Here is a 25,722-nt window from a genome sequence, read left to right as displayed (position 1 = left end):
GCGGCCCGGCTATTTCGCGGAGGCGACGTTTTCCTGGATCTGCGGGTCGACGACGACGCCGGGGCGGACGCGCTGCAGGCCGTTGACGACGATGCGGTCACCGCCGGCCAGGCCGCTTTCGACGACGCGGTCGCTGCCGGCAAGGCTGCCCAGAACGATCGGGCGGTAGGTCACCTTGTTGTCCTTGTCGACGACGAAGACGAACTTCTTGTCCTGGTCGGTGCCGATCGCCTTCTCGCTGACGAGGATCTTGCTTTCGGCCTTCGGCTCGCCCATGCGGATGCGCACGAACTGGCCGGGGATCAGCTTGCCGCCCGGATTGTCGAAGACGGCGCGCACGGTGATGGTGCCGCTCGCCGCATCGACCTCGTTGCCGATGAGCTGGAGCTTGCCGTGGATCGGCGTGCCTTCATCGGCAAGCGTGCCGACCTCGACCGGGATCTGCTCGATCGGCGGCAGGGCGCCGTCGGAGACCGGCAGGGTGGAAAGCGCCTTGGCGACGATCTCCTCGCTGACATTGAAGCCGGCATAGATCGGATCGACCGAGACCAGCGTCGTCAGCGCCGGCGAGGTCGAGCCGCCGGCAACGAGGTTACCCGTCGTGATCTCGACACGGCCGGCGCGGCCGGAAACCGGGGCGCGCACTTCGGTATAGCCGAGTTCCAGCTTGGCGGCGTGCAGCGTGGCTTCCGCCGTCTTCAGCGCGGCGCGGGCTTCGGCAAGCGCGTTCTGACGCGTGTCGACGTCGCTCTGCGAGATGCTGTTGCTCTTGGCGAGGCGTTCGCCGCGCTCGAGCTCGGTGGTGGCGAGCTTCACCCGGGCTTCAGCCGAGGCGTACTGGCCTTCGGCCTGCGTCACCGCGGTCTTGAAGGGTTCCTGGTCGATGGTGAACAGCAGGTCGCCGGCCTTCACCAGCGCGCCCTCGCGAAAATTCACCGACTCGATGGCACCGGCAACGCGCGAGCGGATCTGCACCCGGTCGATCGCCTCCAGGCGGCCGGAAAATTCCTGCCAGGTCACCACGTCGCGGTTCTCGACGACGGCGACCGTGACCGGCACGGCCGGCACTTCCGCGGTCACGGTTGCTTCGGCCTGGGCGACATTGCCCGGCAGTTGAAAGATCAGGGCTGCGGCGGAAACGGACACAGCCAGTCCCAGGCCGGCGCCCGTCAGGGCCCAGCGTTTGCGCTTCGACATCATGTTCTCTTCTCCTTGTGGCCTTCCAGGCCACGCTCTATCGGCTTGGTCCCAATTTAAATTAGTGAATGCTTATGTTATGAACGAAATCGGAAAAATGGCCGGCCAGACAGGCCTTCCATTCCCCGGTTACATCGGATTTCCCGCTGTAGATGGAAGACCAGCCTGTCCCAGCGGGCAGAACATGCTGCTGAACCTTGACGCCCGATGCCTTCAGGCGGTCGGCATAACCCTGTGCTTCGTCGAGCAGCGGATCGTCCGCCGCCGACAGCACGAGTGCGGGGGCAACGCCCGAAAGGCGCGAACAGAGGCTGGGGGCCGCATAGGGGTGGCAGACGCCACCGCTCAGATAGTGGCTCCAGCCATCGGACCAGCGCTCGCGCATGCCGATCGCGTCGGCATTGCGGAAGGACGAGGTCCCCATGAAGGGATCGAGCAGCGGCGAGATGAGCACCTGGCCGTCCAGCTCGTTGGCAAAGTGGTCGCGCGCCTTGAGCGCCACGCCGGCTGCGACATTGCCGCCGGCTTCCTCGCCGCCGATGAGCAGCGCCGACTTGCGGTCGCCGAGGCCCGCGCGCTTCTTGGCGAGATAGGAAAACACCTCGAAGCCCACTTCCAGCGACTGCGGGAAGACGCCGCCGCCCGGCGCGTTGTAATCCGGCACGGCAACGATGGCGCCGGTCGCGGCGAGCGTTTCGGCAAGCGGGCAATGCACGATGCCGGACGTCAGGAAGGCGCCGCCATGGAAATAGAGCAGGATCGGCGCGCCCTTGGCGAATTCCGCGCCCTGGTAGACGCGCACCGACACGGGGCCGCTGGCCACCTTGTCGAACGTCATATCCTTGATCTCTACGGGCATCGTTTTCGTCCTTGCCCCGGCTTGGAAATAGGATGGGGCCTCACCATTTATATCGTAATTGCTTTCGCCCAGATAAGTGTGGGAAAACTGACTTCACTATCCAAATTTTCGAACAATAGCGCCTTACAACGTGGGAATGTTCCATGGATCAGCTTTCAGCAATGCGTGCCTTCCTCCGCGTGGTGGAGATGGGCAATTTCACCCGCGCCTCCTCCGCGCTCGGCATGCCCAAGGCGACCGTCAGCAATCTCATCCAGAATCTGGAGACCCACCTCCAGACCAAGCTCTTGAACCGCACCACCCGCCGCGTGATGGTGACGACCGACGGCGCGCTCTATTACGAGCGGGCGATCCAGATCGTCACCGAGATCGACGAGCTGGATGGCAGCCTCTCCCATTCGCGCACCAATCCGAGCGGCCGGCTGCGCGTCGAGATGGCGGGCGCCTTTGCCGACCTGCTGGTCATTCCGTCACTCGGCGAATTTCATGACACCTATCCGGATATCCACATCGACCTCGGCGTCGGCGACCGGACGGTGGATTATCTTGCGGAAAACGTCGATTGCGCGCTGCGCGGCGGCGCGCCGGGGGACCAGTCGCTGATTGCGCGCCGCATCGCCGAGATCGACGTCACGACCTGCGCGGCCCCCAGTTATATAGAGACCTTCGGCATGCCGCAGCACCCCTCGGAGCTCGAATCGGTCCACCATTGCGTGAATTATTTCCTGGCGCAGACAAACCGCACCATGGCCTTCGAATTCGAACGGGACGGCGAGAAGGTCGAGATCAACAGCCGCTATCTGCTCGCCGTCAACGACGCGCGAAGCTACCTCGCCGCCGCGCTCTCCGGCCTCGGCATCGCGCCCCTGCCGCGCTTCATGGCGACCGAGGCGCTCGCCAGCGGTCAGCTCGTGCCGGTGCTGCCCGGCTGGCGCTCGGATCCGATCCCGCTCTACATCGTCTACCCCCCGAACCGCCACCTCTCCAACAAGGTCCGCGTCTTCGTGGACTGGCTCGTGCGGCTGCTGGCGCGGACGGAGCTGGGTGCTGCGGCGGGGAAGGGTACTCGGCAGTAGGTCGCGGGTGGGGCCCCCCCCTCTGTCCTGCCGGACATCTCCCCCACAAGGGGGGGAGATTGGATTGAGCACCGTTTCGCCCATCACAAACGGTGCAATTTAAGTGGGGTTTCTGCCACTTGCCGATCTCCCCCCTTGAGGGGGAGATGCCCGGCAGGGCAGAGGGGGGGTGCCCCGCCCCGCTCACGCCCCCCCGTTCACCGATTCCGTATAATACTCGTCATAAAGCTGCCGATACTTTTCCGCGCCGCCGAAATCGCTGTAGCGCGGCAGCACGGCCATGTCGGTCTTGTTGAGCACGACGCCGAGCACCTTTGCCTCGATGCGGTTTTCCGCGGCGAGCAGGTCGCGCACCAGCGCGGACGGGGTGCGGCCCCATTCCACCACGAAGACGAAACCATCGGCGAGCGGCTCGAAGGCCTTGGCATCGACGACGGGGCCGAGCGGCGCGAGATCGACGATGACATAGTCGAAGGCCTTGCGGACCTCGGCGATCAGCCGCTTCATGCCCGGCGAGGAGACGAGTTCGTTGGTGTGGTGCAGCGCGCCGCTGGCCGAGCGCAGCGCGATCGGCAGCACGGCGAGCTTGGTCTGGCGGTCGATCTTGATTGCCTGATTCCAGGGGATTTCGCCGAGAATGGTCTCGACGAGGCCGGCCTGCGGGGTGGGCTTCAGCATGGCGCTGAGGCTCGGCTTGCGCAGGTCCGCGTCGATCAGCAGCGTTCGCTTGCCACTGGCTGCCAGGAGGGCGGCGAAATTGGTCGCGACGGTGGATTTGCCCTCCCCCTGCAGCGCCGAGACGACGCCGATCACCCGGCTTTCCAGGCCTTGCAGCATGACGTCGCTGGCGAGCTTGGCGTTGCGCAGCGTCTCGGCAAAGGCCGAGCGCGGCGCATCCAGCACGACGCGCGTCATGCGTTCAAGCGGGATGACCTCCTCTTCCTCCGGCGGCCCCTGTTCGGCCTTCACCACCTTGGCGCCGATCATCGCCGGCTTGCGCTTCTTCTGCCCGCCGACCAGCGGCAGATAGCCGAGCGGTTTCAGCCCGAGAACGGTGCGGATGTCGCCCTCGACGCGGAAGTAGCGCTCGCGCATTTCCTGCACGAAGGTCAGCGCGCCGCCCGCCATCAGGCCCAGCACCAGCGACAGGCCGATCACCATCGTCCGGCTCGGGCTTGACGGCGAGACGGGCACGCCGGCATCCGAAATGACGCGCGCCTTGGCGATCGGGAAGGATTGCTGCTGCGAGGCCTGCTCGTAGCGGCTGAGATAGGATTCCGACAGCACCTTCAGCGCCGTCGCTTTCTGCTCCAGTTCACGCAGCCGCACCAGCGAGCGGTTGGCCACCGCATTGTTGCCCGCGACCTTCTCGATGCTCTCACGCAGCGAATCCTCGCGCGAGCGCGCGACCTCGTATTCGTTGCGATAGCTAGCGGTCAGCTGCTGAAGCTCCTGAAAAATCTGCCGGGTGAGATCCGCCTTGTCGGTGCGAAGGGCGGCGGCCTGCGGATGGTCCGCGCCAAAATTCTGGGTGATCTCCTGCTCGCGCTTGACGACCGAGATGTAGCGCCCGCGCAGGTCCTGGATCAGCGAATTGTCGGTGGTCTTCGTCGGGATCGTCGCATTGTCGACGGCCTTTTCGGCACCCTGCTCAATGATCGCCTTGAACTGGTTGTAGCGCGCGGAGGCGCTTGCCGTATCGGCCTGGGCGACGATCAGCTGGCTGTTGAGATCGGAAAGCTGCTGTTCCGACATCAGCTCGCCGCGCGCCGAGGTCAGTCCGTTCTCGTTCCGGTAGCGCTCCACCTCGAGGGCTGCCGCCTGGGCGCGGCCCTGCAGGTCCGTCAGGCGCTGCTGCAGCCAGATCGTCGCCTGTTCCGTCGCGTCGAAATTGGCGTTGAGCTGGTCTTCCAGATAGGCGTCGGCATATTTCTTGGTGATACCGGCGGCAAGCTGCGGATCGGAGGAACGAAAGGAGACGGCGACGACGGAGGAGCGCGCCACGCGCTCGACGGTGAGCGCCTGCTGCAACAAAGCTGCCGCCTTCTGGCGTCGGCCGTTCAGCAGCGCTTCTTCCGAGGGTGCCGGCGTGGTCGAGACGAGCGCGGTCAGCGACTTCACCCAGCCCTTGGCGATCGACACGGGCGATTGCGGCGGGTTGAGGATGATCTCGTTGTCGGCAAGGTTGAGGTCGTCGACCACGCGCAGCGCCATGCGTCCCGATTTCAGGATCTCGACGGCGCTCGAAATGCGCATGTCCGCCTGCTGGCTGCTCTGCGGCGAGGGTTCGGTCTCCTCCGCATAGCGCGACAGGTTCTCATCGAGCAGCACCTGCGTCTGCGAGGTGTAGATCGGCGTCGCGAAGACGAGATAGGTCACGCCCAAAGCCACGGCGAGCGCGACGGAAAGCGCGATCAGCCGGGCATGGCGGGCGAGGATGGCCAGCAGGCGATTGAGGTCGATGAAGGAATCGGACGGGTCCGGGTCCCTTCGGAAAACGCTGCTGTGCGGCACGGTGCGTTGATGCATGGGGCTCCGTTCTGCCTTTCGGCTCGATGGGTGCTTGCGTCCTCCCGCAGGCGAGGGTCCCGGGCCGGACCGTAGCGGCCCGGGACCCGAAAGATTCAGGCGGCGCGCACGCTCCCTTCATGGGCCATCACCAGGTCGCGCAGCGACTGGTAGACGGCGGCGCCGATATCCGGCCGCGACAGCGCGAAGGCGACATTGGCCTCGATGAAGCCGTGCTTCGAGCCGCAATCATAGGTCCGCCCTTCATAGACATGGGCGTGGAAGGGCTGGGCCTGCGAGAGCTTCAGCATGCTGTCGGTGAGCTGGATCTCGTTGCCCGCGCCGCGCTGCTGGCGGGCGAGGTGATCGAAGACCTGCGGCTGGAGGATATAGCGGCCGTTGAGGAAGAAGTTCGACGGCGCCTCGCCAGCCCGCGGCTTCTCCACCATATGGGTGACGGCAAAACCGTGGCGCACGGCCTCTCCCTTACCGACGATGCCATATTGCGAGGTGTCTTCCGGCGCGCATTGCTCCACGCCCACCACATTGCCGCCGACCTCGTCGTAGAGGTCCATCAGGCCGGCCAGGCAGCCGCGCGGGCCGAAGGAAATCATGTCGGGCAAAAGCAGCGCGAAAGGCTCGTCGCCGATCACGTCCCGCGCGCACCACACCGCATGGCCGAGGCCGAGCGGCGCCTGCTGGCGGGTGAAGCTCACGGAGCCGGCCGCCGGCAAGAGCCGGCCGAGTTCGCTCACCTTGTCGTCCTTGCCGGATTTTTCCAGCGACGAGATCAGTTCCGGCGTGTCGTCGAAATGGTCCTCGATGACCTGCTTGTTGCGGCTCGTGACGAAGACGACATGTTCGATGCCGGCCTCGCGGGCCTCGTCGAGGGCATATTGCACGACCGGACGGTCGACGATGGTCAGCATTTCCTTCGGCATGGCCTTGGTGGCCGGCAGGAAACGCGTTCCATTGCCGGCAACGGGGATGACGGCCTTGCGGACGGTCTTGGTTCGCTCCATGGCATTTTATCCTTTGTTCTTGAGCGCCAGGTCTTGCGCTGTCGATGGGGAGGGAGCCGCGCGGGGCGCAGCCATCGTGCGATGGGACGATGGCGACGTGAGACGGCGCCATCGGGCGGCGATCGGCATCTTCAGATGCCGGAGCGCGACGGGATCGCCGAGCGCCACCTTGAGGGCAGGCCCGAACGAACGATTCTTGAGATGCTGGATGAGCGCCAGGAAGGCGCGCGTTTCCATGAGGTTGCGCGTGCGGCGGCGCTGTGCCGCGGCATCCGCGCCTTCGAGTTCAAAACGCGCGAGAAACCGCCCGTCGCCGGCCAGCATGGCATCGACATGGTGGGGGTGCAGCACGCGCGAAATCGAGCCTTCGCGGATGTGATAGGTGTAGCCGACTTCGGGCGCGACCACGCATTTGCCGCCGGCGGCAAGCGTCGAGGCGAGCAGCAGATAGTCCTCGCCGATCCTGAGCGCCGTATCGAAGGCGAGCCGGTTATCCTCCAGGAAGGCCCGGCGGAACATCGGCTTCATGTAGCCGAAATTATGCGTGCTCTGGAAAATCAGGTTGGAGTCGATGAAGTCGGCCAGCGTCAGGTAGGGCGTGCGCGCAAGCAGGTCCTCGGCAAACATCCGCTCCACCCGGCCATCGAGCGTGAGCACGTCGAGATTGTCCACCGCGACGGCCGCGTCCTCGCGCTCGGCGAGATCGACGAGGCGGCGAAGCCGGTCGGGCCGGATCGTGTCGTCGGAATCGAGCACTGCGATCCATTTTCCACGTGCCGCGGCAAAACCCGCATTGCGCGCGCCGCCGGGGCCGAGATTGCGATCGAGCGCGATGAGCTGCACGGCGGGTTCAACCAGAGCGGCGACTGTCGCGCGTGTCCCGTCGGTGGAAAAATCGTCGACGACGAGGATCTCCACCGCCACATCACGCTGCGCGAGCGCGCTCTGGATGGCGCGTTCGATCGTATCGGCCGCATTGTAGGCGGCGATGACGACGCTGACCTCGGGCATGTCCATCATCGGGCGGTTGCCTCCACGGTTCCATAGGGTTCGATGGCGCGGGCACCGAACAGGCCGCCGACGGCGCCGGCATGCAGCAGGCCGCGCAGGACAAATCGGTTGCGCCGCACCGGCAGGAGAACGAAGGCCGCCGCGCTGGTAAAGCAGGCGGCGCATTTCGCCGTAGCCAGCGCCGCCGCGGTGAGCCGCGCAAAACCCTCATGCCGTTCCGCGAGAAGCCGGCCATGCGTCTGGCCCATGCGCAGCCGGCGCTGGGCGAGCCAGGCGAAGCGAGCGCGGTTGGCGGGCACCGGTTCCTGCACCCAGGCCTCCTCGGCAAAGGCGATACGGCCGCCGGCGGCATGCACCGCGTCGAAGAAGGCGGTGTCCTCGCCGCCGCTGCGCCCCAGCGTCAGGTCGAAGCGCCGGCCGGTGATCGACGGTGCGGCAAGGCGCATCAGCACGTTGCAGGTATAGCCGGTGCGAATCTCGCCACCGACCCAGACGGGGAGGGTGGAATGAAAGTCGCCGCGCCGCATCCAGGCGGGCGCGTCTGCGGCGTAGATTGCGCGCACCGGCCCCAGCACCACGTCGGCAGCACTCTTGTTCGCCTCGGCCAGCAGCCGGTCGAGCCATTGCGGCTCCACCGTCTCGTCGTCGTCGACGAAAGCGATGAAATCGGCGTCCGCGTGGTCGAGGCAGGCGTTGCGGGCAATGGAAATGTTGCCGGCCGGGCAATGTACATAGGCGATGTCCATCGGCAGCCGCGCGGCGGCGACGCGCTCGCGCGCGCTCGGCTCGATATCGTTGTCGGCGACGATGACGCGCAGTTGCACGCCATGCGGCACGGTCAGCCGGGCGAGCGAGGCCAATGTCTCGCTCACGGCCTCACGCCGAAACGTGCAGACGGCGATATCGATGCGCGTCATGTCGCGACCCTCCGCTGGCGGATATCCAGGAGCTCGCGCCAGAAACCGGCCGACCAGGCGAAATGCATGATCATCGCCGAGACGGCGGCGAGCGGGCCGTAGGGATTGCGCTGGCCAAGCGCCATCCAGGCGCCGTAGCCGAGGCAGGCCGCCGCCCACAGCACCACCGGCACCGCCGCCAGCCAGTTGATCGCCGCAAGCGCCGCCCCCACGGCGACGGGCGCCACCATCAGCGGGATCATCTGCCGGATGCTCGGCCGTGACCGGTGTTTCAGGAAGTTGCGCGCCCGGCCGCGGCCGTAGCGGAAATATTGCTTGAAGAGCAGCGAGGCGCTGGCGCGCGGATAATAGATCATGCTGGTGCGCGCCGTCATCCAGATGCGATAGCCGGCCTTGGCCAGGCGAAAATCGCATTCGGCGTCTTCATTGGCGTTGAACGTCTCGTCATAACCGCCGACCGTGCGGAAGGCGGAGATGCGCATCAGTGCGTGGTGGCCGTGGTCGACCCAATGGCTTTCGGCACCGACGCGGTGTTTCGCGCCGCCATTGCCGAGCACGGAATTCTGCGCCACGGCGGTCGCCTTCTGGAACAGGCCGAAGCCGACGGTCTGCATGGCGACGACGACGGAATCCGCCCCGGTCGCCAGCGCCTCCTCGACCAGCACGTGGCAATAATCCGCCGGATAGGTGCCATGCGCGTCGATGCGGATGAGATAGTCGTGATCCATGCCGAAGGTCGCGACGGCGAGGTTGACGGCAGCGCTCTGGATGCGCTTCGGATTGTCGATCACCCGCATGTTCGGCACGCTCGCGGCAAGGCTTGCCGCGATCTCCCGCGTGCCGTCCGTGCTGCCGCCATCCACCACGACCAGCGTCGCGGAAAGCTCTTGCAGCGTCGGTTCGAGCTGGCGGACCAGCGGCTCCAGGTAGCGGGCCTCGTTGAGGCACGGGATCACGATCAGGCAACGCACGGACGTTACAGCGTCAACGGTCATGGCAATCCACCTTGTCGATGTGGGAGGGGTTTGTGACGAGGGAGGGAACGGGACGCGCCACCGGCTGCACGCCCGGCTGGCGGAGGGCGGCGAGGCGCTGGACGAAGGCGGTGCAATCGGCGCGGTCGACGATCCAGGGCCGAGGGCCGAGGGCGACGAGTTGGGCGTGCAGCGCCCGGTAGGCGCTGTCGTCGAAGGCGGAGAAGCGGGTCATCAGGGTGTCGAGCCGGGCATCGTCGAGCGTGATGGCGACGCCGCGCTCGCCCGCCAGCCGCGCCGTCTCGGTGCCGGACAGCACGATCGGCAGGGCGCCATGGCGGCAGCCTTCGTAGAGCCGGTTAGGCAAGAGCCAGTGCGAATTCTGCCCCTCCTCGAAGAAATCGATCGCCCAGGCGAAATCGACCTCCGCATAGATGCCCGCGAGGTCTTCCGGGTTGCGATAGGGGCCTTCGAAGCGGATGAACGGTTCGCGGGCGACGAGACCGTCGAAATCCTCGAATTCCGAACGCGCCGGCCGGCCGCGCAGCACCACCTCGAAGCGCCCCTCCATGCGGCGGGTGAATTCGGAGAGCAGCGCAAGCGACTTGCGGCAGCGGATCGCGCCGAACCAGCCGATGCGCCAGGGCTGGCCTTCCGTCTTTGTCCGGGCCGGCGGGCCGGCCTCGCCGCGGTCGAGCTCCAGCACCTGGTTTTCCAGCAGATGCGTCGGCGCGCGGATGCCGGAGAGCGGCTTGAAATAGTGCTCGACGAAGGCCGGCGAGCTGGTGACGAGCAGTTTGGCCCGCCTGCCGAAATGGCTCTCCGCCGCCCGCAGCGCCCGGCCGACGGCGTCCTCGCGCAGCAGCAGGCGGTGCACGTCGAGGCATTCATAGGCGACCGGCACCGCGCCGCCGAACTGCGCCGCCGCCCGGCCGGCAAGCGCCAGCATTTCGAGATTGCGCGCCAGGATGACGTCCGGCCGCGCCATGCCGCCGAGCCGTCGGCCGAGCGACACCGAGGCGCCCACCACCGCAAGCAGGCGCTGCGCGAACTGCGCGTCTTTCGTCGCGCCAAGCTCCACCGGCGCGATGCCCTCGATGTCGGCGAGCCGGTTTTCACCGCGGCGGAAACCGGCCAGCACCACCTCGGCACCACCGGCCTGCAACATCAGCACCCGGCGGCGCACCGCCGGGTCGGAAAGGTCGTGGACGAGATACAGGACACGCAGCATCGGCACGATCCGATCAGTTCAGCAGGCAGGCGACGGAATCGGAAAACTGGCAGGCGTCCCCCTCCGCGGTGAAGGCCAGGCGCTCGACCTCCAGCTTCGTCGGGCCGGCAAAGGCGAACTTGCCCATCCAGTTGGAGAGCGTGTCGGTGCCCCAGAGCGAGAGGAAGATCTTCTGGGCGTTGTTCGGCAACGCCTTCGGGTCGGTCACCTCGTGCACCAGCGCGCCGTTGACATAGTAGCGCAGACGCTCCTTCTGCCAGACGAAGGCATAGTCGTTGAAACCGGCGTCGGCACCGCCGGCCACGTCCACCAGCTTCTCGTTGCCGCCCTTTCCGGCGACATACTGGTTGAGCTGCACGCGCGCCGTGTTCTTGCCGAGCACCTCGAAGTCGATCTCGTCATGCACCTTCTTGTCGGCCGGGCCGATATAGCTGAAGAAGGCGGAGTTCAGGCCCTGCCCGGTGGCGGCCTTCATGCGCACTTCATAGGTGCCGTAGCCGAACCGCTTGCGGGTCTGGATCTCGCCGCAGGCATAGTCGCGCTCGCCGAGTTTTTTGGCGTCGAAGGAGAGTTCAAGCTTGCCACCGGTGACGGCGACCTGATCCTTCGACCAGGTGCAGTTCTGGTGCGCACCGTTGTTCCAGCCGTCGGAGACGTACCAGATCGCCTTGTCGAGCGTGTCGAACTCTTCCACGAAGGACGTGCCGTTGGCGCCTTCCTGCGCGGCGAGCGGACCGGCGGCGGTAAGGGCCGCGATAAGTGCTGCGGCGCTGAGGGTGTTTTTCATGGTCACCTCCGTTGCGCGATGGAGCCGGCAGGCTTCATCGGCGGATTTGGCTCTGTGGCGAGCCGTTTCGGACCGCCGATGCGGCGGCCGGTGAGGATGGCGTGCAGCGACGGCAGGAAGCGCCGCGCCGCGGAATGGGTCGCGACGAGGATGGCGAGCGCCAAGATGGGGCTTGCGGCGTAGAACAGCGGGTAATCGGCAATGCCGAGCCGGTTCCAGACCATCCAGAACAGGATGAGCAGCGGATAGTGCCCGCAGAAGATCCAGAAGCTGAGGCCGCCCATGCGCGCCAGCGCCTGTCCTGCATTCGTGCGGATCAGCAAGGCCGACAGCGTCCAGGCGCCGAAAATGCCGGCAATCGCCGCGAGGCTGCGCAGCATGTCGAGCCAGGCTGGGAATTCCGGGCCGAAGGCATAGAGCGCCAGAGACAGGGCCACCGCCATGGCCAGAACCGCCGCCACGACCGGGGCGGCGAAGCGGTCGAGGCGCTTGATATCGACGCGGTGCAGGGCCATCGCCACGCCGAAGCTGAAGCCGAACAGGATGGATTTCTTGAGAAAGATGCCGTTCGGCAGCGGCAGCACCGCATAGGCGAGCATCAGCGCCAGCACGGTGCGCGGATAGTGCCGGATGGCAAGGGCGATCAGCGGCGACAGCAGCAGGCAGAGCAGCAGGTCGCGCAGGAAATAGAGCGGGATGTTGATCGGCCAGGTCTCGATGGCAAGCGCAAGGTTCATCCAGTCGCGCGGCGTGGCGTTGACGACATCCGGCAGGTAGCCGAAGCCGATGCCCCGCGACTGCGCGGCATAGACCAGCACGAGGAATGCCGTGTTCCACAGCAGGAACGGCACGAGGATGGTCGAGGCCTTGGTGCGCAGCGTCTTGCGATAATCGAAAGCCTGCCAGCCGCGGTGGAACAGCAGGAAGCCGGAGATCGCGCTGAGGCACGGCACGCCGATGCGAAACAGGCTGTCGGCCAGGAACACGCGCAGCCAGTCGAGCCCGCCGAACTGGCCGAGATAGGGACTGGTCGCGGGATCATAGGGAACATGCACGAAGATGATCCCGGTAATCAGCACGATGCGCATCATGTTGATGCGCGCGGAAACGGTCGCGTCGATATCCACGGTGTATGTCACCCCTCTGGTGGGCCGTTCCCCCCGGACGGCCATTCAAACGAGAGCAGACTCGAGCCTACGGGTGCTGAGTATGGGTGACGGTGCGCCAGAAAATATGGCAACGCAGCAAATTTTCGTGATCGCCTGGTTGCATTGCAGCAAAAACGGCGCGGCGAGATGTGCCGGAAAATAGTGCTGCGGGCGGCCGCATGGGAAGTTCAGCCATCAGTCCATCAATACTTTGCATAACATGCGAATATACTGATTTACCTGCAATTGCTGGCTGCATACGGGCCAAAACTTTTTTCGATCTGCTTAATCGATTTGTGCGGCCACGAACGCGATTCGGGCCGGTCGATGCCGAATTGGGGCAGGGTCAGGGCAATGCGGCAGCGGGCGCCGCCTTGGGACGGCGCACGAGATCGACGATTTTTTTGATGAGCGGGCGTTCGGTGAGGAGCACGAGAACCGTGTAGATCACGCCGCCGAGCGCCATGCCGAGGCCGACCTGCACGACCGGATGGAAATGCTGCGCGAGATAGTGCTCGAGGGCGTAGCGCACGGCGAGCGCCATCAGGGCGGCGGTCAGCATCGGGCGGATCGAGCGGTAGAAGCCGGAGAGGAACGGCGTGCCGTCGGCGCGGAACACCACCCAGGAATAACCGACGAGGACAGCCGCATTGACCAGGCAGAGCGCCACCATCGCTTCGATCAGCGTGCCGTTATAGGCGCCATAGGCGACGGCGGCGGTGGTGACGATGGCGCGGCCGACCGCCCACCAGAACAACGCGCCGCCATGGCCCGAGCCCTTGAGATAGGGGATGAAGGTGCTGCACGGCGTGAGCAGCCCCTTGGAGAGCGCCAGCAGGCCGAGCACCGGCCAGGCGGCCGCCCATTGCGCGCCGAAGAGCAGCAGCATCGAAGGTTCCGCCAGCGCCCAGAGGCCGAACATCATGGGCGCCAAGAGCAGCGTCGTCACCTGCGTGCTCAGCATCAGCGCCTGCGAGCGGCGTTCGCGGTCGTGCATCATGGCGCTGAAGGCGGGGAAGAGCACGCCCATGACGCCCGACAGCACCACCTGGTTGGGAATGCTGGAAAAGCGGTTGGCGGCGGAATAGGCGCCGGCATCGGCGAGGCCGAGGAAACGCGAGATCACGACCATCGGCGACTGGAAGGTGACGAAATTGGCGATTTCCGAACCCATCAGGCCGAGGCTGAAGCGCGCGAGCCGCACGACGCCGGCAAGGCGAAAGCGGAACCGCGGCAGGTAGCGCGACACGAAGAACAGCCCGCCAAGGCGGATGACGCCCGACACGAACAGCTGCGCGACGAGCGACCAGACGCCGAAACCGGCGAGCGCCAGGATGACGGCGGCAATCGCCGCAATCGATTCGGAGATCATGCTCCACAGCGCATCCTTGCTGAACTGCATGCGGCGCGCGACCAGCGCATAGGCGACGTCACCGGCAAGCTGCAAGGGAATGAGCAGGCACATGAGGCGCAGAAGATAGGCGGCGTCCGCCGCGCCGAACCAGCCGGCAAGCGGCTCCGCCCAGATGTAGAGCCCCGCCGCCATCAGGCAGGCGAAGGCGAGATTCGCCCAGAAAACCGAGTGGATCGTCTCCTCGTCCTCGTTCGGTTCGAGGATCAAAGCGGAGGCGAGACCGGCCCCGCCGATCATCGCCAGGAACTGCACGACGGCGAGCGCCACGGCCACCGCGCCGAACTCTTCGGGCGTCAAGAGCCTTGCCAGAATGGGCACCGTGACAAATTTAAGCCCGAATGTACTTGTCTTGGATAGGACGCTCCAGCCGACGTTTCGGGTCACCGACTTCGCGTTGACGTGCTGGGACATGGCGGATTCCTGCTGCAAAAAGGAGCTTTGACGAGACCAGAAGCCTGCGCCGGAAACGGCCGCGCCCCGGTGGGAGGAGACCAGACGAAACTCTTTCTAGAGAAACCACAGGGACGAAAAGATGGCGAAGCTGACAGTTATCATCCCCTTCTACCAGAAGGAGCCGGGCATCCTCACGCGCGCGCTGGACTCCGTTTTTGCGCAAGGATTCAAGGACTTCGACGTTATCGTCGTCGATGACGAATCGCCCTATCCGGCCGATGGCGACATCGTGACTTTTTCTGAAGAAGACCAGGCGCGCGTGCGAATCATCCGCCAGGAGAATGCCGGGCCGGGCGGCGCGCGCAATACCGGGCTCGACCATGTGTCGCCCGAAACCGACCTCGTCGCCTTCCTCGATTCGGACGATACGTTCACCCCGGACCACCTCGCAAACGCCCATGACGCGATGACGCGTCTCGGTACCGATTGCTATTTCGCCTCGATCACCGGGGGCGATGCCTTCTACTACCATTTCGGCGTGGCGGACCTGGAAAAGACCGAGGCCGTCACCCGGCTGAGCGACGATCCGCTGCTCATCGAAATCCCCGATCTCACCCAGGTCATGCTCAAGAACTGGAGCTTTCTGCACCTCTCCTGCATGGTCATCAGCCGGCCGCTGTTCGAAAAGGTGCGCTTCGATGCGGCTTTGCGGCTTGCGGCGGAAGACGTGCTGTTCTTCTGCGATTGCGTGCTGGCATCGCGCCGCACGGTGCTGAGCGGCACGGCGGGTGCCCTGCGCGGCGAGGGGCTCAACATCTTCCACGGCGTCGATAACGATTCACCGCAGTTCCTCACCCAGCAGTTCAACACCTGGGTGGCGCTCGACCGGCTGGAATCGCGTTTTGCCGAACGGCCGGCGGAGGTGCAGTCGCTGCGCGCCTACAAGCAGACGGCGCGGCGCCAGGCGCTGTGGAGCCAGGCGCGGCTGCTCAAACGCCGCAAGCTGCCGCAATTCGACATGCTGGCGCGCTGGGCGATGCGCGATCCGCGCATCCTCACCAGCGCCGTCGGCCTCGCCGTCGGCAAATTCTCCCGCTGATACCACCCTTTCGAAGGAGCAGGACATGAAGCCCTATTACTGGGAATCGCAGCACGGCAATTTCGGTGACGACCTCAATCTCTGGCTCTGGGATTTCCTGCTGCCGGGCTTTAGGGACGTGCATCCGGACGTGCTTCTCGTCGGCGTCGGCACGGTGCTGAACAAGGCGCTGCTGCCGGAGGAGGGCCGCAAGCTGGTGCTCGGCAGCGGCTTCGGCTATGGCGCGCTGCCGGAAATGGGCGACCGCAGCCTGTGGGACATCCGCTGCGTGCGCGGGCCGCTGACGGCCGAAAAGGTCGGCGTGCCGGAAGCGCTCGGCATCGTCGATCCGGCCGTGCTGGTGCCCGACATGCCGGAATTCAAGAACCTGCGGAAGCGCCACAAGCGCACCTTCGTGCCCCATTGGGAATCGGCGGTGGCGGGCCTCTGGCCGGTCACCTGCGCCACGGTCGGCATGCACTACATCGATCCGCGCGGCGAGGCGAAGGACGTGATCCGCGAGATCGCGCAATCCGAGCTGATCGTCGCCGAATCCATGCATGGCGCCATCCTCGCCGATGCCTTTCGCGTGCCGTGGGTCGCCGTCGCGACGTCGGACAGCATCAACAGCTTCAAGTGGCGCGACTGGGCCGCGACCGTCGGCGTCGAGCATCGCCCGCGCCGCATCCCGATCTCCAGCCGCGCCGAGGCGATCGTCAAGGGCGCCCGCTTCTGGGGCGTCGATTATGACCGATCAAGCGCCGCGCCACCGCGCAGGCCCGACGAGGGCGATATCGCCGTGAAGGTGGAGGCGCAATCCGGCCTGCGTCTTGCGGCCAAGCAGGTGCTCGCCGCACCGTCAACGCTGGCGCTCTGGCAGGCAAGCCGCGCCACGCCGCAGCTCAGCAGCGATGCACGCCTCGCCGAGCGCAAGGAACGGCTCTACGCCGTCTTGGAAGACGTCCGGCGCGACTATCTCTGATCAATCGGCCACGGGCAGCAGGTAACGCAGCCCGTCGCCCTCGGTGGCGCGCGTTTGCGGGCGTCCACGACGACGTGCGGCGTCCAGCTTGTCGCGCAGGATGCCGCCGGCAATGGCCGGCATGGCGGCTGGGTTTGAAAAGGCATAGCCGAGGGCGGCGCCGGCACCCGCCTCCCGCTTGCTGTCGAGGAAGTGGCGCAGCGCATGCCGGTCGGCGATCTGCCGGCAGTGCCGGCGCATCACCGCCTCGGCCTCCGAAGGCACGTCGCCCGTCGCGAGGATGGCGCGTTCGGCATCGCGCAGCGCCTCCAGGTCCTTCGTGCGGTGCTGGCCGCTCAGCGAATTGGCGCGCACCACCGCGCCATAACCGCAGCTCTCGATCACCGTATAACGCGCACCGGCGACGAGGGCGCGCACATAGAGTTCATAATCCTCGCCAAGCCGCATCTCCTCGCGGTAGCGCAGCCCGTGCGCATCGAGGAAGGCCCGGCGCATGACGGGCTTCAGGAAACCGAGTTCGCCGCGCGGCGCACCGCGGCGCGAAATATTGCCGAGCACGAAGGTCTTGAGGTCGAGCCTTTTCGGGCGGGGCGCGAACGACGCCGGCTTGCGGGAAAGATCGGCCTTCTCCATGAAGGCGATGTTGTCGGCGATGAAATCCCAGTCCTCGCAGGCGAGCATCTGGCGGAAGCGGCCGGGAAAGAAGAAATCGTCCGCATCGAGAATGCCGATCAGCGGCGCGCGGGAAATGGCGATGGCGTGGTTGCGGGCGGCGGACGGCCCGCGGTTGACCTTGAAGCGGATGAGCTCCAGCCGGCCGCTGCCATCGTCGGCGGCATCGGCGGCGGCCATGGTGGCGTCGCTCGAGCCGTCGTCCACCACCACGACTTCCGCCACTTCGGGCTCCGCCAGCGCCGAGCGCACGGCCCGCCCGATCGTCTCTTCCGCATTCTTCGCGGCAATGATGACGCAGACCCTGTTGTCCTCGGTCACGATCATACCCCTTTCACGCGTTCGCTTCGCTGCAATGCAGCATGAAAGGCGAAAAGGGCACAAAAACGGCTTTGGGGATAATCAGAATTTCGAGTGGCCGGGCTCGTTCATCGTCACGGGGACTTTCGGCGTCGCCTTGTCGGGTTCCTGCCGGCCGTCGAGCTCGCTCTTGCGGGCCTTGGCTTCCTGCCGGACGAGATAGAGCATCGTGGCGAAATAGCCGAGCTGGATGAGCACGGCACAGACCAGCGTCTGGATCGCGGTCGTGGCGAAGGAACCGGTGGCGAGATAGGTCACGACCGCGAAGGCGACGAGCGCAAGAAGCATGCTGAGGAAGAAGCGTGGCGCGTAGGCCAGGCTATCCCGCGATTTGGTTTCGGGCGCGCGTTTCATCGGTGGGTCCGCCTTCTCCTCTTAGGCTCCATCGGACTATAGGGTGCCATTTTGGTCCGTGCAATCATTGGTATTAACCAGTCGCATGCGGGACCAGTTCCTATCCTCGTTCATTTGTCTTGTGGTTCCGTTAAGGCGCCGGAACGCCTTTCGGCAGAATCGCCGCCATCTTCCTGCCCAGATTCAGCCATGCCTTCTGCCTCAAAAACCCGCGGTTACGCCGATGACGCGAATTTGTCGATGCGGGTCGCACCCGATGGGTTGCGCGCCGGGGGGCTGTCGATCAACTTTTGTTACAATATCAGCAACAGTTCACGGAAAAATGTGCACCGCAAAATAATATTGCAGTGCAAAAAATTACGCCCTTCAGAGGTATACGGCCCCGCATAGACGGACCGGTTACATAGAAATGTCGAAAATCCCTGTAACCACGTCGATCGCTTCCCGTCAGAAGAAGTGATACAAAGTGTTATCCAGCATATTTCGGCTGAAACATTTGCCATCTTCTATCTCTATAGAGGCGCCGGTCACCGGTCTTTTCTCGAAAAGAACTTAAAATTAGGACATTCAAATCTTCTGATATACGGATTGCCTGTTTTTTGATCGATTCTTCACGCTTCAAAAAACAAACTGTGACCATACACTCGGCATTGGATGTCAGAACGCGTCCGAAGGACCCGACCAAATCGCAAGCCAATGGAGCGACCTCTATGAAGTCCGCGAGTCGATCGGCCATCTCGCCGTTTTTCAGTACTGTCACCGCCGGTGCTCCACCGGTAGGGGGAATATCAAAAAGGAGTTTTGACATTCTGGTGGCGCTTGCCGCCCTCGTCCTGCTCAGCCCGATCTTCGTGCTGATCATGGCGCTCGTGAAATATTCGGATGGCGGCGGTAGCGTCTTCTATGGCCACCGCCGCATCGGCTATAACGGTTCGACCTTCCGTTGCCTGAAGTTCCGCACCATGGCGGAAAACGGCGATGCCCTGCTCCACCAATATCTGGAGCAGAACCCGGCGGCCTACGAGGAATGGCGCACGACGCGCAAGCTGCAACACGATCCCCGCGTCACCGTGGTGGGCACCGTGCTGCGCAAGCTGAGCCTCGACGAACTGCCCCAGCTGTTCAACATCCTGCGGGGTGAGATGAGCATCGTGGGACCCCGCCCGGTGGTCGAGGACGAGCTGGAGCTCTACGAGGCTTCCGCCGTCTACTATCTCCAGACGCGGCCCGGCCTGACGGGCCTCTGGCAGGTCAGCGGGCGCAACGACGTCTCCTATGAGAGCCGCGTCGCCTTCGACACCCATTATGTGCGCAACTGGTCGCTGATCACCGACCTCGTCATCGTTGCCCGCACCATCCCGGCCGTGTGCCTGTCACGCGGCAGCTACTGATCCTGGGCACGCTCGCCATCTTGAATGGCGGGCGGCCAGAGAGAGGGATTCCCATGAAGAGAATTTCGAACGCGGCCCGGGTGGCCGCGATTGCCCTTTCCATGCGCCTCGTCGCGCCGTTCTGCCTCGCGCTGACGCTCGCGGCAGGGCCGGCCTTCGCCGCGGAATACCGGCTCGGCGTGATGGACAAGCTGCGCATCCGCGTGGCGGAATGGCAGACGGCCGAGGGCGCCATCCGCGACTGGAGCGCCGTCAGCGGCGACTACAGCGTCGGCGCCGACGGTTCGGTCTCGCTGCCCTTCATCGGCCAGCTGCCGGCCGATGGCCGCACCTCGGGCGAACTTGCCGAGGAGATCGGCAAGAAGATGCAGATCCTGTTCGGCCTGCGCGATCGTCCCTCCGCCTCGGTGGAGATTGCCGAATATAGGCCGGTCTATCTCGCCGGCGAGGTGCAGACGCCGGGCGCCTATCCTTTTGCCCCCGGCCTCACCGTGCTGAAGGCGGTCAGCTTCGGCGGCGGGCTTCGCCGCGCGGAGGCCGGGCAGCGCTTCGCCCGCGATTTCCTGCGCTCGGAAGGCGACGCCGCCGTCTATCTCGCCGAGCGCAACCGCCTCCTGATCCGCCGCGCCCGCATCGTCGCCGAGATGAGCGGAGCCAAGGACATCGAGATGCCGAAGGAACTCGGCAAGGCGGAGGAGGCCCGCGCCATCCTCGCCAGCGAAACGGCGCTGATGACCTCGCGCGAAAAGCGGCTCCGGCTGCAATTGACCGCACTTGCCGACCTGAAGGCGCTGCTCGACAGCGAGATCACGTCGCTCGGCAAGAAATCCGAAACCCAGACACGGCAGCTCGAACTGGTGCAGGGCGACCTCGACAAGGTCGATGCGCTCGCCGAAAAGGGTCTTGCCATCAGTTCAAGGCGGCTGGCGCTGGAGCAGCGCACCGCCGACCTGCAAGCGGCATTGCTCGACATCGACACCTCGTCGCTGAAGGCCAAGCAGGACATCAACAAGGCCACACAGGACGAGACCAACCTGCAGAACGACTGGGATGCGCAGCTGGCCCAGGAGCTGCAGAACACCGAGCAGGAACTCGACACGCTGACGCTGAAGCTCGGCACGAGCCGCGACCTGATGTCGGAGGCGATGATGCAATCGGCCGACGCGGCGGCGCTGAAGGGCGGGCTTGCGGCCGAAAATATCGGCTATTCGATCCTGCGCACGGTCGAGGGCAAGACAGAGCAGATCCGCGCCACCGAGACGACGCCGGTCCTGCCGGGCGATATCGTCAAGGTGGAGCTGAACCTCGGCACGCAGTGAGGCGCTCGTGAAGATCGCCAAGGCACGCCTGATCGGACCCGTCGGCAACGAGGCCTATGCCGCGACCGCCGTCGCCTTGTCGTTCTTCGTCTTCGCCTATTCGTTCCGCTTCGGGCAGGTCTCGATCCTCGCCTATTATGCGCTGTGGTTGCCGCTCGTCGTCGTCGATTACCGGCGCGTGCTCGGCAACTACACGCGTTATGCCTGGATCTTCGCCTTCGCGATTTTCGCCTGTCTCTCGGTCTTCTGGTCGCAGGCACCCGGCGTCAGCGCGCGCGCCGGGCTGCAATATCTCTCGCATGTCGTCTGCGCGCTGATCGCCATGCGCGTCGTCGATACCCGCACGCTGGTGCGCGGCGGGCTCATCGGCACCGGGCTGGTGCTGCTCTTCTCGCTGGCCTTCGGCGTCTACCATCTCGATCCGCTCGACGGCACCTACAGTTTCGTCGGCGCCTTCGCGTCGAAGAACCAGCTCGGCTTCTATGCCTCGCTCGCCGTGCTCTTCGCCTTCGCCGCACTCTTCCTCGGGGCGGAGCGGGGCATCTGGCGGCTCGGGGCAGGCGGCGCGGTGCTGATCGCGCTCTATTGCCTGAAGGCCTCGCAATCGGCGACGTCGGTTCTCACCACCGTCGCCATTGCCGGCCTGTGCCTGGCGCTGCGCGCGCTGGAAATGCTGGCGCCGAAACAACGCAAGACGCTGTTTCTGGCACTTGCCGTCGCCGCCGTGCTTGCCGTCATCGCCGGCGCCTATGGCGGCGGATACGAGATGGTGCTCGGCGCCTTCGGCAAGGATGCGACGCTCACCGGCCGCACCTATCTCTGGCAGCAGGGCATCGAGGCGGCGCACCAGGCGCCCGCCGTCGGCCTCGGCTACCAGGCCTTCTGGGTGCAGGGTTTTGCGGAAGCCGAACGGCTGTGGGATGCCTTCTTCATCGGCACCCGCAGCGGCTTCCACTTCCACAACACCTTCATCGCCGCCACCGTCGAGACGGGACTGATCGGCTGCCTGCTGCTGACCATGGTGCTCCTCGTCACCATGGCCGGCCACCTGCGCCGGCTGCTCTCAACCGCGCATGATCTGGAGGCGCTGGTGCTCTTCACGGTCACGGCGCTGCTGGCCGTGCGCACCTTCGTGGAGATCGATATCCTCAACCCCTATCACGTCGGCTCGTTCCTGCTCTATTTCGCCGCCGGCAAGCTGGCCGATTCCCGACGCAGCGTCGCAGCGAACCGCCGCCCCGCACTCCGCCGCCGCCGGGCCGCACCCGCATGACGCTCTACGGCATCCAGTATCTGCGCGCCTTCGCAGCGCTTGCGGTCGTCGTGTTTCACGCGGCCGAGCGCAGCGGTTATGCCTTCGCCATCGGTGCTGCCGGCGTCGACGTGTTCTTCGTCATCAGCGGCTTCATCATGTGGGTGATCGTCGCGCGCCGCCCGGTCTCGCCCGGCCGCTTCCTGGCGGACCGCATCCGCCGCATCGTGCCGGTCTACTGGCTGGCGACCGCCGTCATGGTGGCGGGCGCGCTGGCCGGCCTGTTTCCCAATCTGGTGCTGACGGTGAGCCACGTTGCCGCATCGCTGTTCTTCGTGCCGTGGCGCTCGCCGAGCAGCGGCGAGATCTGGCCGGTGCTCGTGCAGGGCTGGACGCTCAACTACGAAATGTTCTTCTACGCCGTCTTCGCCATTTGCCTGCTGCTGCCCGCCCGCCTGCGGCTGCCGGTGATGGCGACGGTCTTCCTCGCGCTCGTCGTGGTCGGCTTCGCAGTCGAGAGCGACAACCCGCTCTTCCTCACCTACACGCGCCCGATCATCCTGGAATTCGTCGCCGGCATGCTGATCGGCCGGCTCTCGCTCGCCGGCCGGGTGCCGAACCGGGCCGTGTCGCTCGCCCTCATCGGCACGGCGCTAGCGGGCTTCGCCGCGATCGCCATCCTGCGCCTGCCCTTCGACGAATGGACCTGCGGCCCGCTCGCCATCGCCCTCGTCTACGGCACCGTGGCGCTGGAAAAACACGGGCCGATCGCGCGTTTCAGAGTTCCGGCGCTGCTCGGCGACGCGTCCTACTCGATCTATCTCTGGCACACATTCGCAATCTCCGTCGCGGCCAAGGCAGGGGGCATGCTCGGCCTTCCCCCGCCGCTCGTCTTCGTCACGTCGATCGCCGTCGGCACGCTGGTCGGCCTATGCGGCTACGTGCTCATCGAGCGCCCGGCCGGCAAAGCCGGCAGAGTGGCGAAGATCGCCGTTTAAAACGCACCTTGTTCGGACAGGCAGCTGTCCTATCCCGAAATGCGCGCATAGACGCGGTCGAGCGCCTCGGCCAGCGCCTGCGATCCGCCACTCTCGTCGAAATGGCGGAAGACCTGCTCGTTGAGGCCGCCCTTGGTGGCGAATTCGTGGCTGAGGTCGATGAAGGCCGTGCCCGCGCCCGCCGCGACGGCGGTCTGGCCGAGTTCGGCGAAGAGGGGGGCGAGATAGGCGCGGCCCTTCTCCTCCGGCAGGCCCTTTGCCGCAAGCCAGTCGGTCGTGCGCTGCATCAGGCCGAAATAGGTGGCCATCAGCGCGCTTGCGGCGGCCAGCAGGTCATATTCCTCCTTGGTGTCGCATTCGACGGCATTGCCGAGCACGTTGAACAGCGCAGCGGTCGCCGGATCCGGCGGATAGACCGCGGTGACGCCCTTGCGCCGCGCGACGAAGGGCAGCGGGACCGCCTGGGTGAGGCGCACATCCGCGCCGATCCAGTCGAGCAGCGCCGGCCGGCCCGTCGCCGCCACGAGACTGATCACGCCCTGCCCGTCGCGAAAGCGCAGCGGGCGGATGACCTCCTCGGCGATCTGCGGCCGGATCGCCAGCACCACCGTGTCGCAGCCGTCGACGATCGCCTGGTTGTCGCCGGCGACGAGCACGGCGGGGAAATCCGCGGCAAGGGCCGCCGAAATGTCGGCGCTGCGCATGGACACCATGACATGCGGCACGGCGGCGGGTTTTGCGAGCAGGCCGCGCACCATGGCGTCGGTGATGGCGCCGGTGCCGATGAAGCCGATTTTCTGGGGGAGGGACATCTTTTATTCCGCTGCAGCAAGGGGCCCGAAGGACACGTCGGTCGTGTAGTTTTCGCGCAGGAACGCGATGAAATTATCCTGGAATTGCCGCGTATGGGCATGCGCCAGCTCATCGGCAAGCTCGACATTCTTCGCCCGGATCGCCTCCAGCATGGCGTCGTGCTCGTCGGTGAGCAGGTAGCCGTCGCCGGTGCGCTCGAGATATTCGAAATGCAGGTGCAGCATGCGCTGGCCCTGGTTGAGGAGCCGCTCGTAGAAGGCGGCGAGATAGGCGTTCTTGCCGGCATAGGCGACGGCCATGTGGAACTGCTTGTTGGCCTCCGACATCTTCAGGTGCTGGCCGGTCTTCACCGCCGCCTCGAATTCCTTCTGCCGCTTGGCAATGATCTTCAGGTCCGCATCGGTGCGCAGGGCCGCGGCCAGCCGCGTGTTCATGCGCTGGGCGACGTCGAGTGCCTCGACATATTTCGGAAAGCTCGCCACCTCGATCGGCGCGACGATGGTGCTGCGGTTCGACAACGTCACCACCAGGTCCTCGCCGGCCAGCCGGATCAGCGCCTCGCGCACGGGGGACCGCGACATGTCGAACCGCTCGGCCAGCGTCGTCTCGTCGAGCAACTGGCCCGGCGGCAGCGCCAGCGCGAGGATTTCCGTGCGCAGCGTGTCGTAGACGTTTTTCCAGCCGGTGCCGCGCACCCGTTTCATTTCAATTTCGTCAGACACTTACGTCCCTTTCCGTATTCCGCGGCCATTGGGCCAGAAAACCGACGGCACAGCAATCGTAAAATTTCCGCTTGACTTTGTCGACACGGTGACGACATAAATTTGTCAGTCGACACGGAGCCGACAGAAAAAGACCAAAAAGACGGCCGCAGCCGACGGGTGGAACCGCGCGAACACGCGCTCAAAAATGGGGATTGCACATGCTTTCGAACTGGATGACGTCCGCGCTGCGGGCGACGGCGGCGCTCGCCCTTGTGGCAGGCCTTTCGACCACCACCGCCTCGGCTGAGACCGCCGAAGGATATTGGCAGACCGTGCAGAAGAACGGCACGCTGCGCTGCGGCGCCGCCGTCGCGCCGCCCTATGTGATGCGCGATCCGGCCAGCGGCGAATATTCCGGCTTCTATGCGGACCTTTGCCGCGAGCTCGCCGACGTGCTGAAGGTCAAGCCCGAATTCGTCGACACGACCTGGGACAACATCGTCGCGGGCCTCCAGGCCGGCAAATGGGACGTGTCGCTGGCGCTGAACCGCACCGCGGCGCGCGCCATGGCCGTGCAGTTCTCCATTCCCGCGATGGAGTACCAGATCTCGCTCGCCTACAACAAGGAAAATCCGAAGATCCCGGCCGGCGCCGTCTCGGTCGCCGATATCGACAAGGCCGACGTCACGCTCGCCGTCATGTCCGGCACCGCGCAGGACAAGGCGATCTCCGCGGCCATCAAGAACGCGACGATCCTGCGCCTGCCCGGCAATGACGAGACGCGGCTTGCCGTCGTCTCGCGCCGCGCCGATATCCTGGTCGATGCGTCCGACACCAACCAGCTCTTCACCCAGTCGAACCCCGATTGGGCCGTCGCGCTCAACCCGACGCCGGCGCTCGCTAAACAGGGCGTCGCCTTCGGCCTGCCGCACCAGCTCGCGGCCTCCGATGTCGAGGTGGTCAACATCTTCCTCGAGGAACGGGTCGCCACCGGCCACGTGGACGCGCTGATCCGGAAGGCCGTCGACGACGTGCTGAAGGCCGCGCAGTAAACCGCCTCCGCCCGCATCGGACCCCCCTCTGCCCTGCCGGGCATCTCCCCCTCAAAGGGGGGAGATTGGCAAAGGGCGAGGACCCGGCTCGAAAAGCACCCTTCGCGACGGGGCAGGGCGGCACCACGAGTCGATCTCCCCCCTTGAGGGGGAGATGCCCGGCAGAGGGGGGGTAGCCGCGGGCTTTTCCTCCCGTTCACAGGAAGCCCC

25 protein-coding genes are annotated in these 25,722 nt (G+C 65.5%); 8 read left to right on the top strand and 17 right to left on the bottom strand.

Going from position 1 to position 25,722, the window contains the following annotated elements:
• Nucleotides 1-9: 9 nt before the first annotated feature.
• Together VGN93_RS21175 and VGN93_RS21170 are read right to left on the bottom strand one after the other, a co-directional pair.
• Entirely contained in the window at nucleotides 10-1,200 is a 1,191-nt protein-coding gene (locus tag VGN93_RS21175; RefSeq protein ID WP_319316020.1) for an efflux RND transporter periplasmic adaptor subunit, read from the bottom strand.
• A 58-nt stretch (nucleotides 1,201-1,258) separates the two neighbouring features.
• Nucleotides 1,259-2,056, bottom strand: a complete 798-nt coding sequence (locus tag VGN93_RS21170) for an alpha/beta hydrolase (protein WP_319316023.1) — start codon at nucleotides 2,054-2,056, stop codon at nucleotides 1,259-1,261.
• Nucleotides 2,057-2,199: 143 nt separating this feature from the next.
• On the opposite strand from VGN93_RS21170, the gene VGN93_RS21165 reads away from it, so the two are divergent.
• Nucleotides 2,200-3,132 (top strand): LysR family transcriptional regulator, encoded by a 933-nt coding sequence (locus VGN93_RS21165; RefSeq protein WP_327509010.1) that lies wholly within the window; start codon nucleotides 2,200-2,202, stop codon nucleotides 3,130-3,132.
• 183 nt (nucleotides 3,133-3,315) lie between these two features.
• Here the strand turns inward: VGN93_RS21165 and VGN93_RS21160 are convergent, their stop codons facing one another.
• The 10 genes from VGN93_RS21160 to VGN93_RS21115 form a co-directional block, all read right to left on the bottom strand.
• Nucleotides 3,316-5,661, bottom strand: coding sequence for a polysaccharide biosynthesis tyrosine autokinase (locus VGN93_RS21160; protein WP_327509009.1), 2,346 nt, complete (start codon nucleotides 5,659-5,661; stop codon nucleotides 3,316-3,318).
• Between the two features lie 95 nt (nucleotides 5,662-5,756).
• Complete coding sequence (locus VGN93_RS21155) at nucleotides 5,757-6,662, bottom strand: UTP--glucose-1-phosphate uridylyltransferase (protein ID WP_327509008.1); 906 nt, start codon at nucleotides 6,660-6,662, stop codon at nucleotides 5,757-5,759.
• A 6-nt stretch (nucleotides 6,663-6,668) separates the two neighbouring features.
• Complete coding sequence (locus tag VGN93_RS21150; RefSeq protein ID WP_327509007.1) at nucleotides 6,669-7,682, bottom strand: glycosyltransferase family 2 protein; 1,014 nt, start codon at nucleotides 7,680-7,682, stop codon at nucleotides 6,669-6,671.
• On the bottom strand, nucleotides 7,679-8,590 hold the full coding sequence (locus VGN93_RS21145) for a glycosyltransferase family 2 protein (RefSeq protein ID WP_327509006.1): 912 nt from the start codon (nucleotides 8,588-8,590) through the stop codon (nucleotides 7,679-7,681). Before VGN93_RS21145 ends, VGN93_RS21150 begins: the two co-directional genes overlap by 4 nt.
• Nucleotides 8,587-9,585, bottom strand: a complete 999-nt coding sequence (locus VGN93_RS21140) for a glycosyltransferase family 2 protein (protein WP_327509005.1) — start codon at nucleotides 9,583-9,585, stop codon at nucleotides 8,587-8,589. The genes VGN93_RS21145 and VGN93_RS21140 overlap by 4 nt, the downstream gene beginning before the upstream one ends.
• Complete coding sequence (locus tag VGN93_RS21135; protein WP_327509004.1) at nucleotides 9,575-10,795, bottom strand: glycosyltransferase; 1,221 nt, start codon at nucleotides 10,793-10,795, stop codon at nucleotides 9,575-9,577. Before VGN93_RS21135 ends, VGN93_RS21140 begins: the two co-directional genes overlap by 11 nt.
• 13 nt (nucleotides 10,796-10,808) lie before the next feature.
• On the bottom strand, nucleotides 10,809-11,582 hold the full coding sequence (locus VGN93_RS21130) for a glycoside hydrolase family 16 protein (protein ID WP_327509003.1): 774 nt from the start codon (nucleotides 11,580-11,582) through the stop codon (nucleotides 10,809-10,811).
• A gap of 2 nt (nucleotides 11,583-11,584) precedes the next feature.
• Entirely contained in the window at nucleotides 11,585-12,703 is a 1,119-nt protein-coding gene (locus VGN93_RS21125) for an acyltransferase (protein ID WP_327509051.1), read from the bottom strand.
• Nucleotides 12,704-12,776: 73 nt separating this feature from the next.
• Nucleotides 12,777-12,926, bottom strand: a complete 150-nt coding sequence (locus VGN93_RS21120; protein ID WP_327509002.1) for a hypothetical protein — start codon at nucleotides 12,924-12,926, stop codon at nucleotides 12,777-12,779.
• A 150-nt stretch (nucleotides 12,927-13,076) separates the two neighbouring features.
• Entirely contained in the window at nucleotides 13,077-14,555 is a 1,479-nt protein-coding gene (locus VGN93_RS21115) for a lipopolysaccharide biosynthesis protein (protein WP_327509001.1), read from the bottom strand.
• Nucleotides 14,556-14,676: 121 nt separating this feature from the next.
• Between VGN93_RS21115 and VGN93_RS21110 the strand changes: the two genes are divergently transcribed.
• Both VGN93_RS21110 and VGN93_RS21105 read left to right on the top strand, forming a co-directional pair.
• A complete protein-coding gene (locus VGN93_RS21110; protein WP_327509000.1) occupies nucleotides 14,677-15,636 on the top strand; it encodes a glycosyltransferase family 2 protein in 960 nt (319 codons plus the stop codon).
• 25 nt (nucleotides 15,637-15,661) lie between these two features.
• Nucleotides 15,662-16,597, top strand: coding sequence for a polysaccharide pyruvyl transferase family protein (locus tag VGN93_RS21105; protein WP_327508999.1), 936 nt, complete (start codon nucleotides 15,662-15,664; stop codon nucleotides 16,595-16,597).
• On the opposite strand, the gene VGN93_RS21100 is transcribed toward VGN93_RS21105, so the two are convergent.
• From VGN93_RS21100 to VGN93_RS21090, 3 genes are all read right to left on the bottom strand, one after another.
• Nucleotides 16,598-17,596: a glycosyltransferase family 2 protein gene (locus VGN93_RS21100; RefSeq protein WP_327508998.1), complete on the bottom strand. Its 999-nt coding sequence runs from the start codon at nucleotides 17,594-17,596 to the stop codon at nucleotides 16,598-16,600.
• A 75-nt stretch (nucleotides 17,597-17,671) separates the two neighbouring features.
• Nucleotides 17,672-17,983: an exopolysaccharide production repressor protein gene (locus VGN93_RS21095; protein ID WP_319316053.1), complete on the bottom strand. Its 312-nt coding sequence runs from the start codon at nucleotides 17,981-17,983 to the stop codon at nucleotides 17,672-17,674.
• A 469-nt stretch (nucleotides 17,984-18,452) separates the two neighbouring features.
• Nucleotides 18,453-18,791, bottom strand: a complete 339-nt coding sequence (locus VGN93_RS21090) for a hypothetical protein (RefSeq protein ID WP_327509054.1) — start codon at nucleotides 18,789-18,791, stop codon at nucleotides 18,453-18,455.
• Between VGN93_RS21090 and VGN93_RS21085 the strand changes: the two genes are divergently transcribed.
• From VGN93_RS21085 to VGN93_RS21070, 4 genes are all read left to right on the top strand, one after another.
• The gene (locus VGN93_RS21085; RefSeq protein ID WP_327508997.1) at nucleotides 18,694-19,374 is read left to right on the top strand and encodes a sugar transferase; all 681 of its coding nucleotides are present in this window, start codon (nucleotides 18,694-18,696) and stop codon (nucleotides 19,372-19,374) included. The two genes, VGN93_RS21090 and VGN93_RS21085, sit on opposite strands and share 98 nt — an antisense overlap.
• Nucleotides 19,375-19,475: 101 nt before the next feature.
• Nucleotides 19,476-20,693, top strand: coding sequence for a polysaccharide biosynthesis/export family protein (locus tag VGN93_RS21080; protein ID WP_413818639.1), 1,218 nt, complete (start codon nucleotides 19,476-19,478; stop codon nucleotides 20,691-20,693).
• Nucleotides 20,694-20,700: 7 nt separating this feature from the next.
• Nucleotides 20,701-21,966 carry an O-antigen ligase gene (locus tag VGN93_RS21075; RefSeq protein ID WP_327508996.1) on the top strand — a complete coding sequence of 422 codons (1,266 nt, stop codon included), beginning with the start codon at nucleotides 20,701-20,703 and terminating at the stop codon, nucleotides 21,964-21,966.
• On the top strand, nucleotides 21,963-22,943 hold the full coding sequence (locus tag VGN93_RS21070) for an acyltransferase (RefSeq protein ID WP_327508995.1): 981 nt from the start codon (nucleotides 21,963-21,965) through the stop codon (nucleotides 22,941-22,943). Before VGN93_RS21075 ends, VGN93_RS21070 begins: the two co-directional genes overlap by 4 nt.
• A gap of 29 nt (nucleotides 22,944-22,972) precedes the next feature.
• On the opposite strand, the gene VGN93_RS21065 is transcribed toward VGN93_RS21070, so the two are convergent.
• Entirely contained in the window at nucleotides 22,973-23,755 is a 783-nt protein-coding gene (locus VGN93_RS21065) for a pyrroline-5-carboxylate reductase (protein WP_327508994.1), read from the bottom strand.
• A gap of 3 nt (nucleotides 23,756-23,758) precedes the next feature.
• Nucleotides 23,759-24,478 carry a GntR family transcriptional regulator gene (locus VGN93_RS21060; RefSeq protein WP_327508993.1) on the bottom strand — a complete coding sequence of 240 codons (720 nt, stop codon included), beginning with the start codon at nucleotides 24,476-24,478 and terminating at the stop codon, nucleotides 23,759-23,761.
• Nucleotides 24,479-24,678: 200 nt separating this feature from the next.
• Here VGN93_RS21060 and VGN93_RS21055 point away from each other — a divergent pair, with 200 nt between their 5' ends.
• Complete coding sequence (locus VGN93_RS21055; RefSeq protein WP_327508992.1) at nucleotides 24,679-25,512, top strand: substrate-binding periplasmic protein; 834 nt, start codon at nucleotides 24,679-24,681, stop codon at nucleotides 25,510-25,512.
• Nucleotides 25,513-25,722: the final 210 nt, after the last annotated feature.

Origin of the sequence: Shinella sp. (assembly GCF_035998705.1) — a bacterium.
Taxonomy (GTDB): domain Bacteria; phylum Pseudomonadota; class Alphaproteobacteria; order Rhizobiales; family Rhizobiaceae; genus Shinella.
The sequence above is the reverse complement of the archived record's forward strand: the minus strand, read 5'-3'. Positions and strand labels throughout refer to the sequence as shown.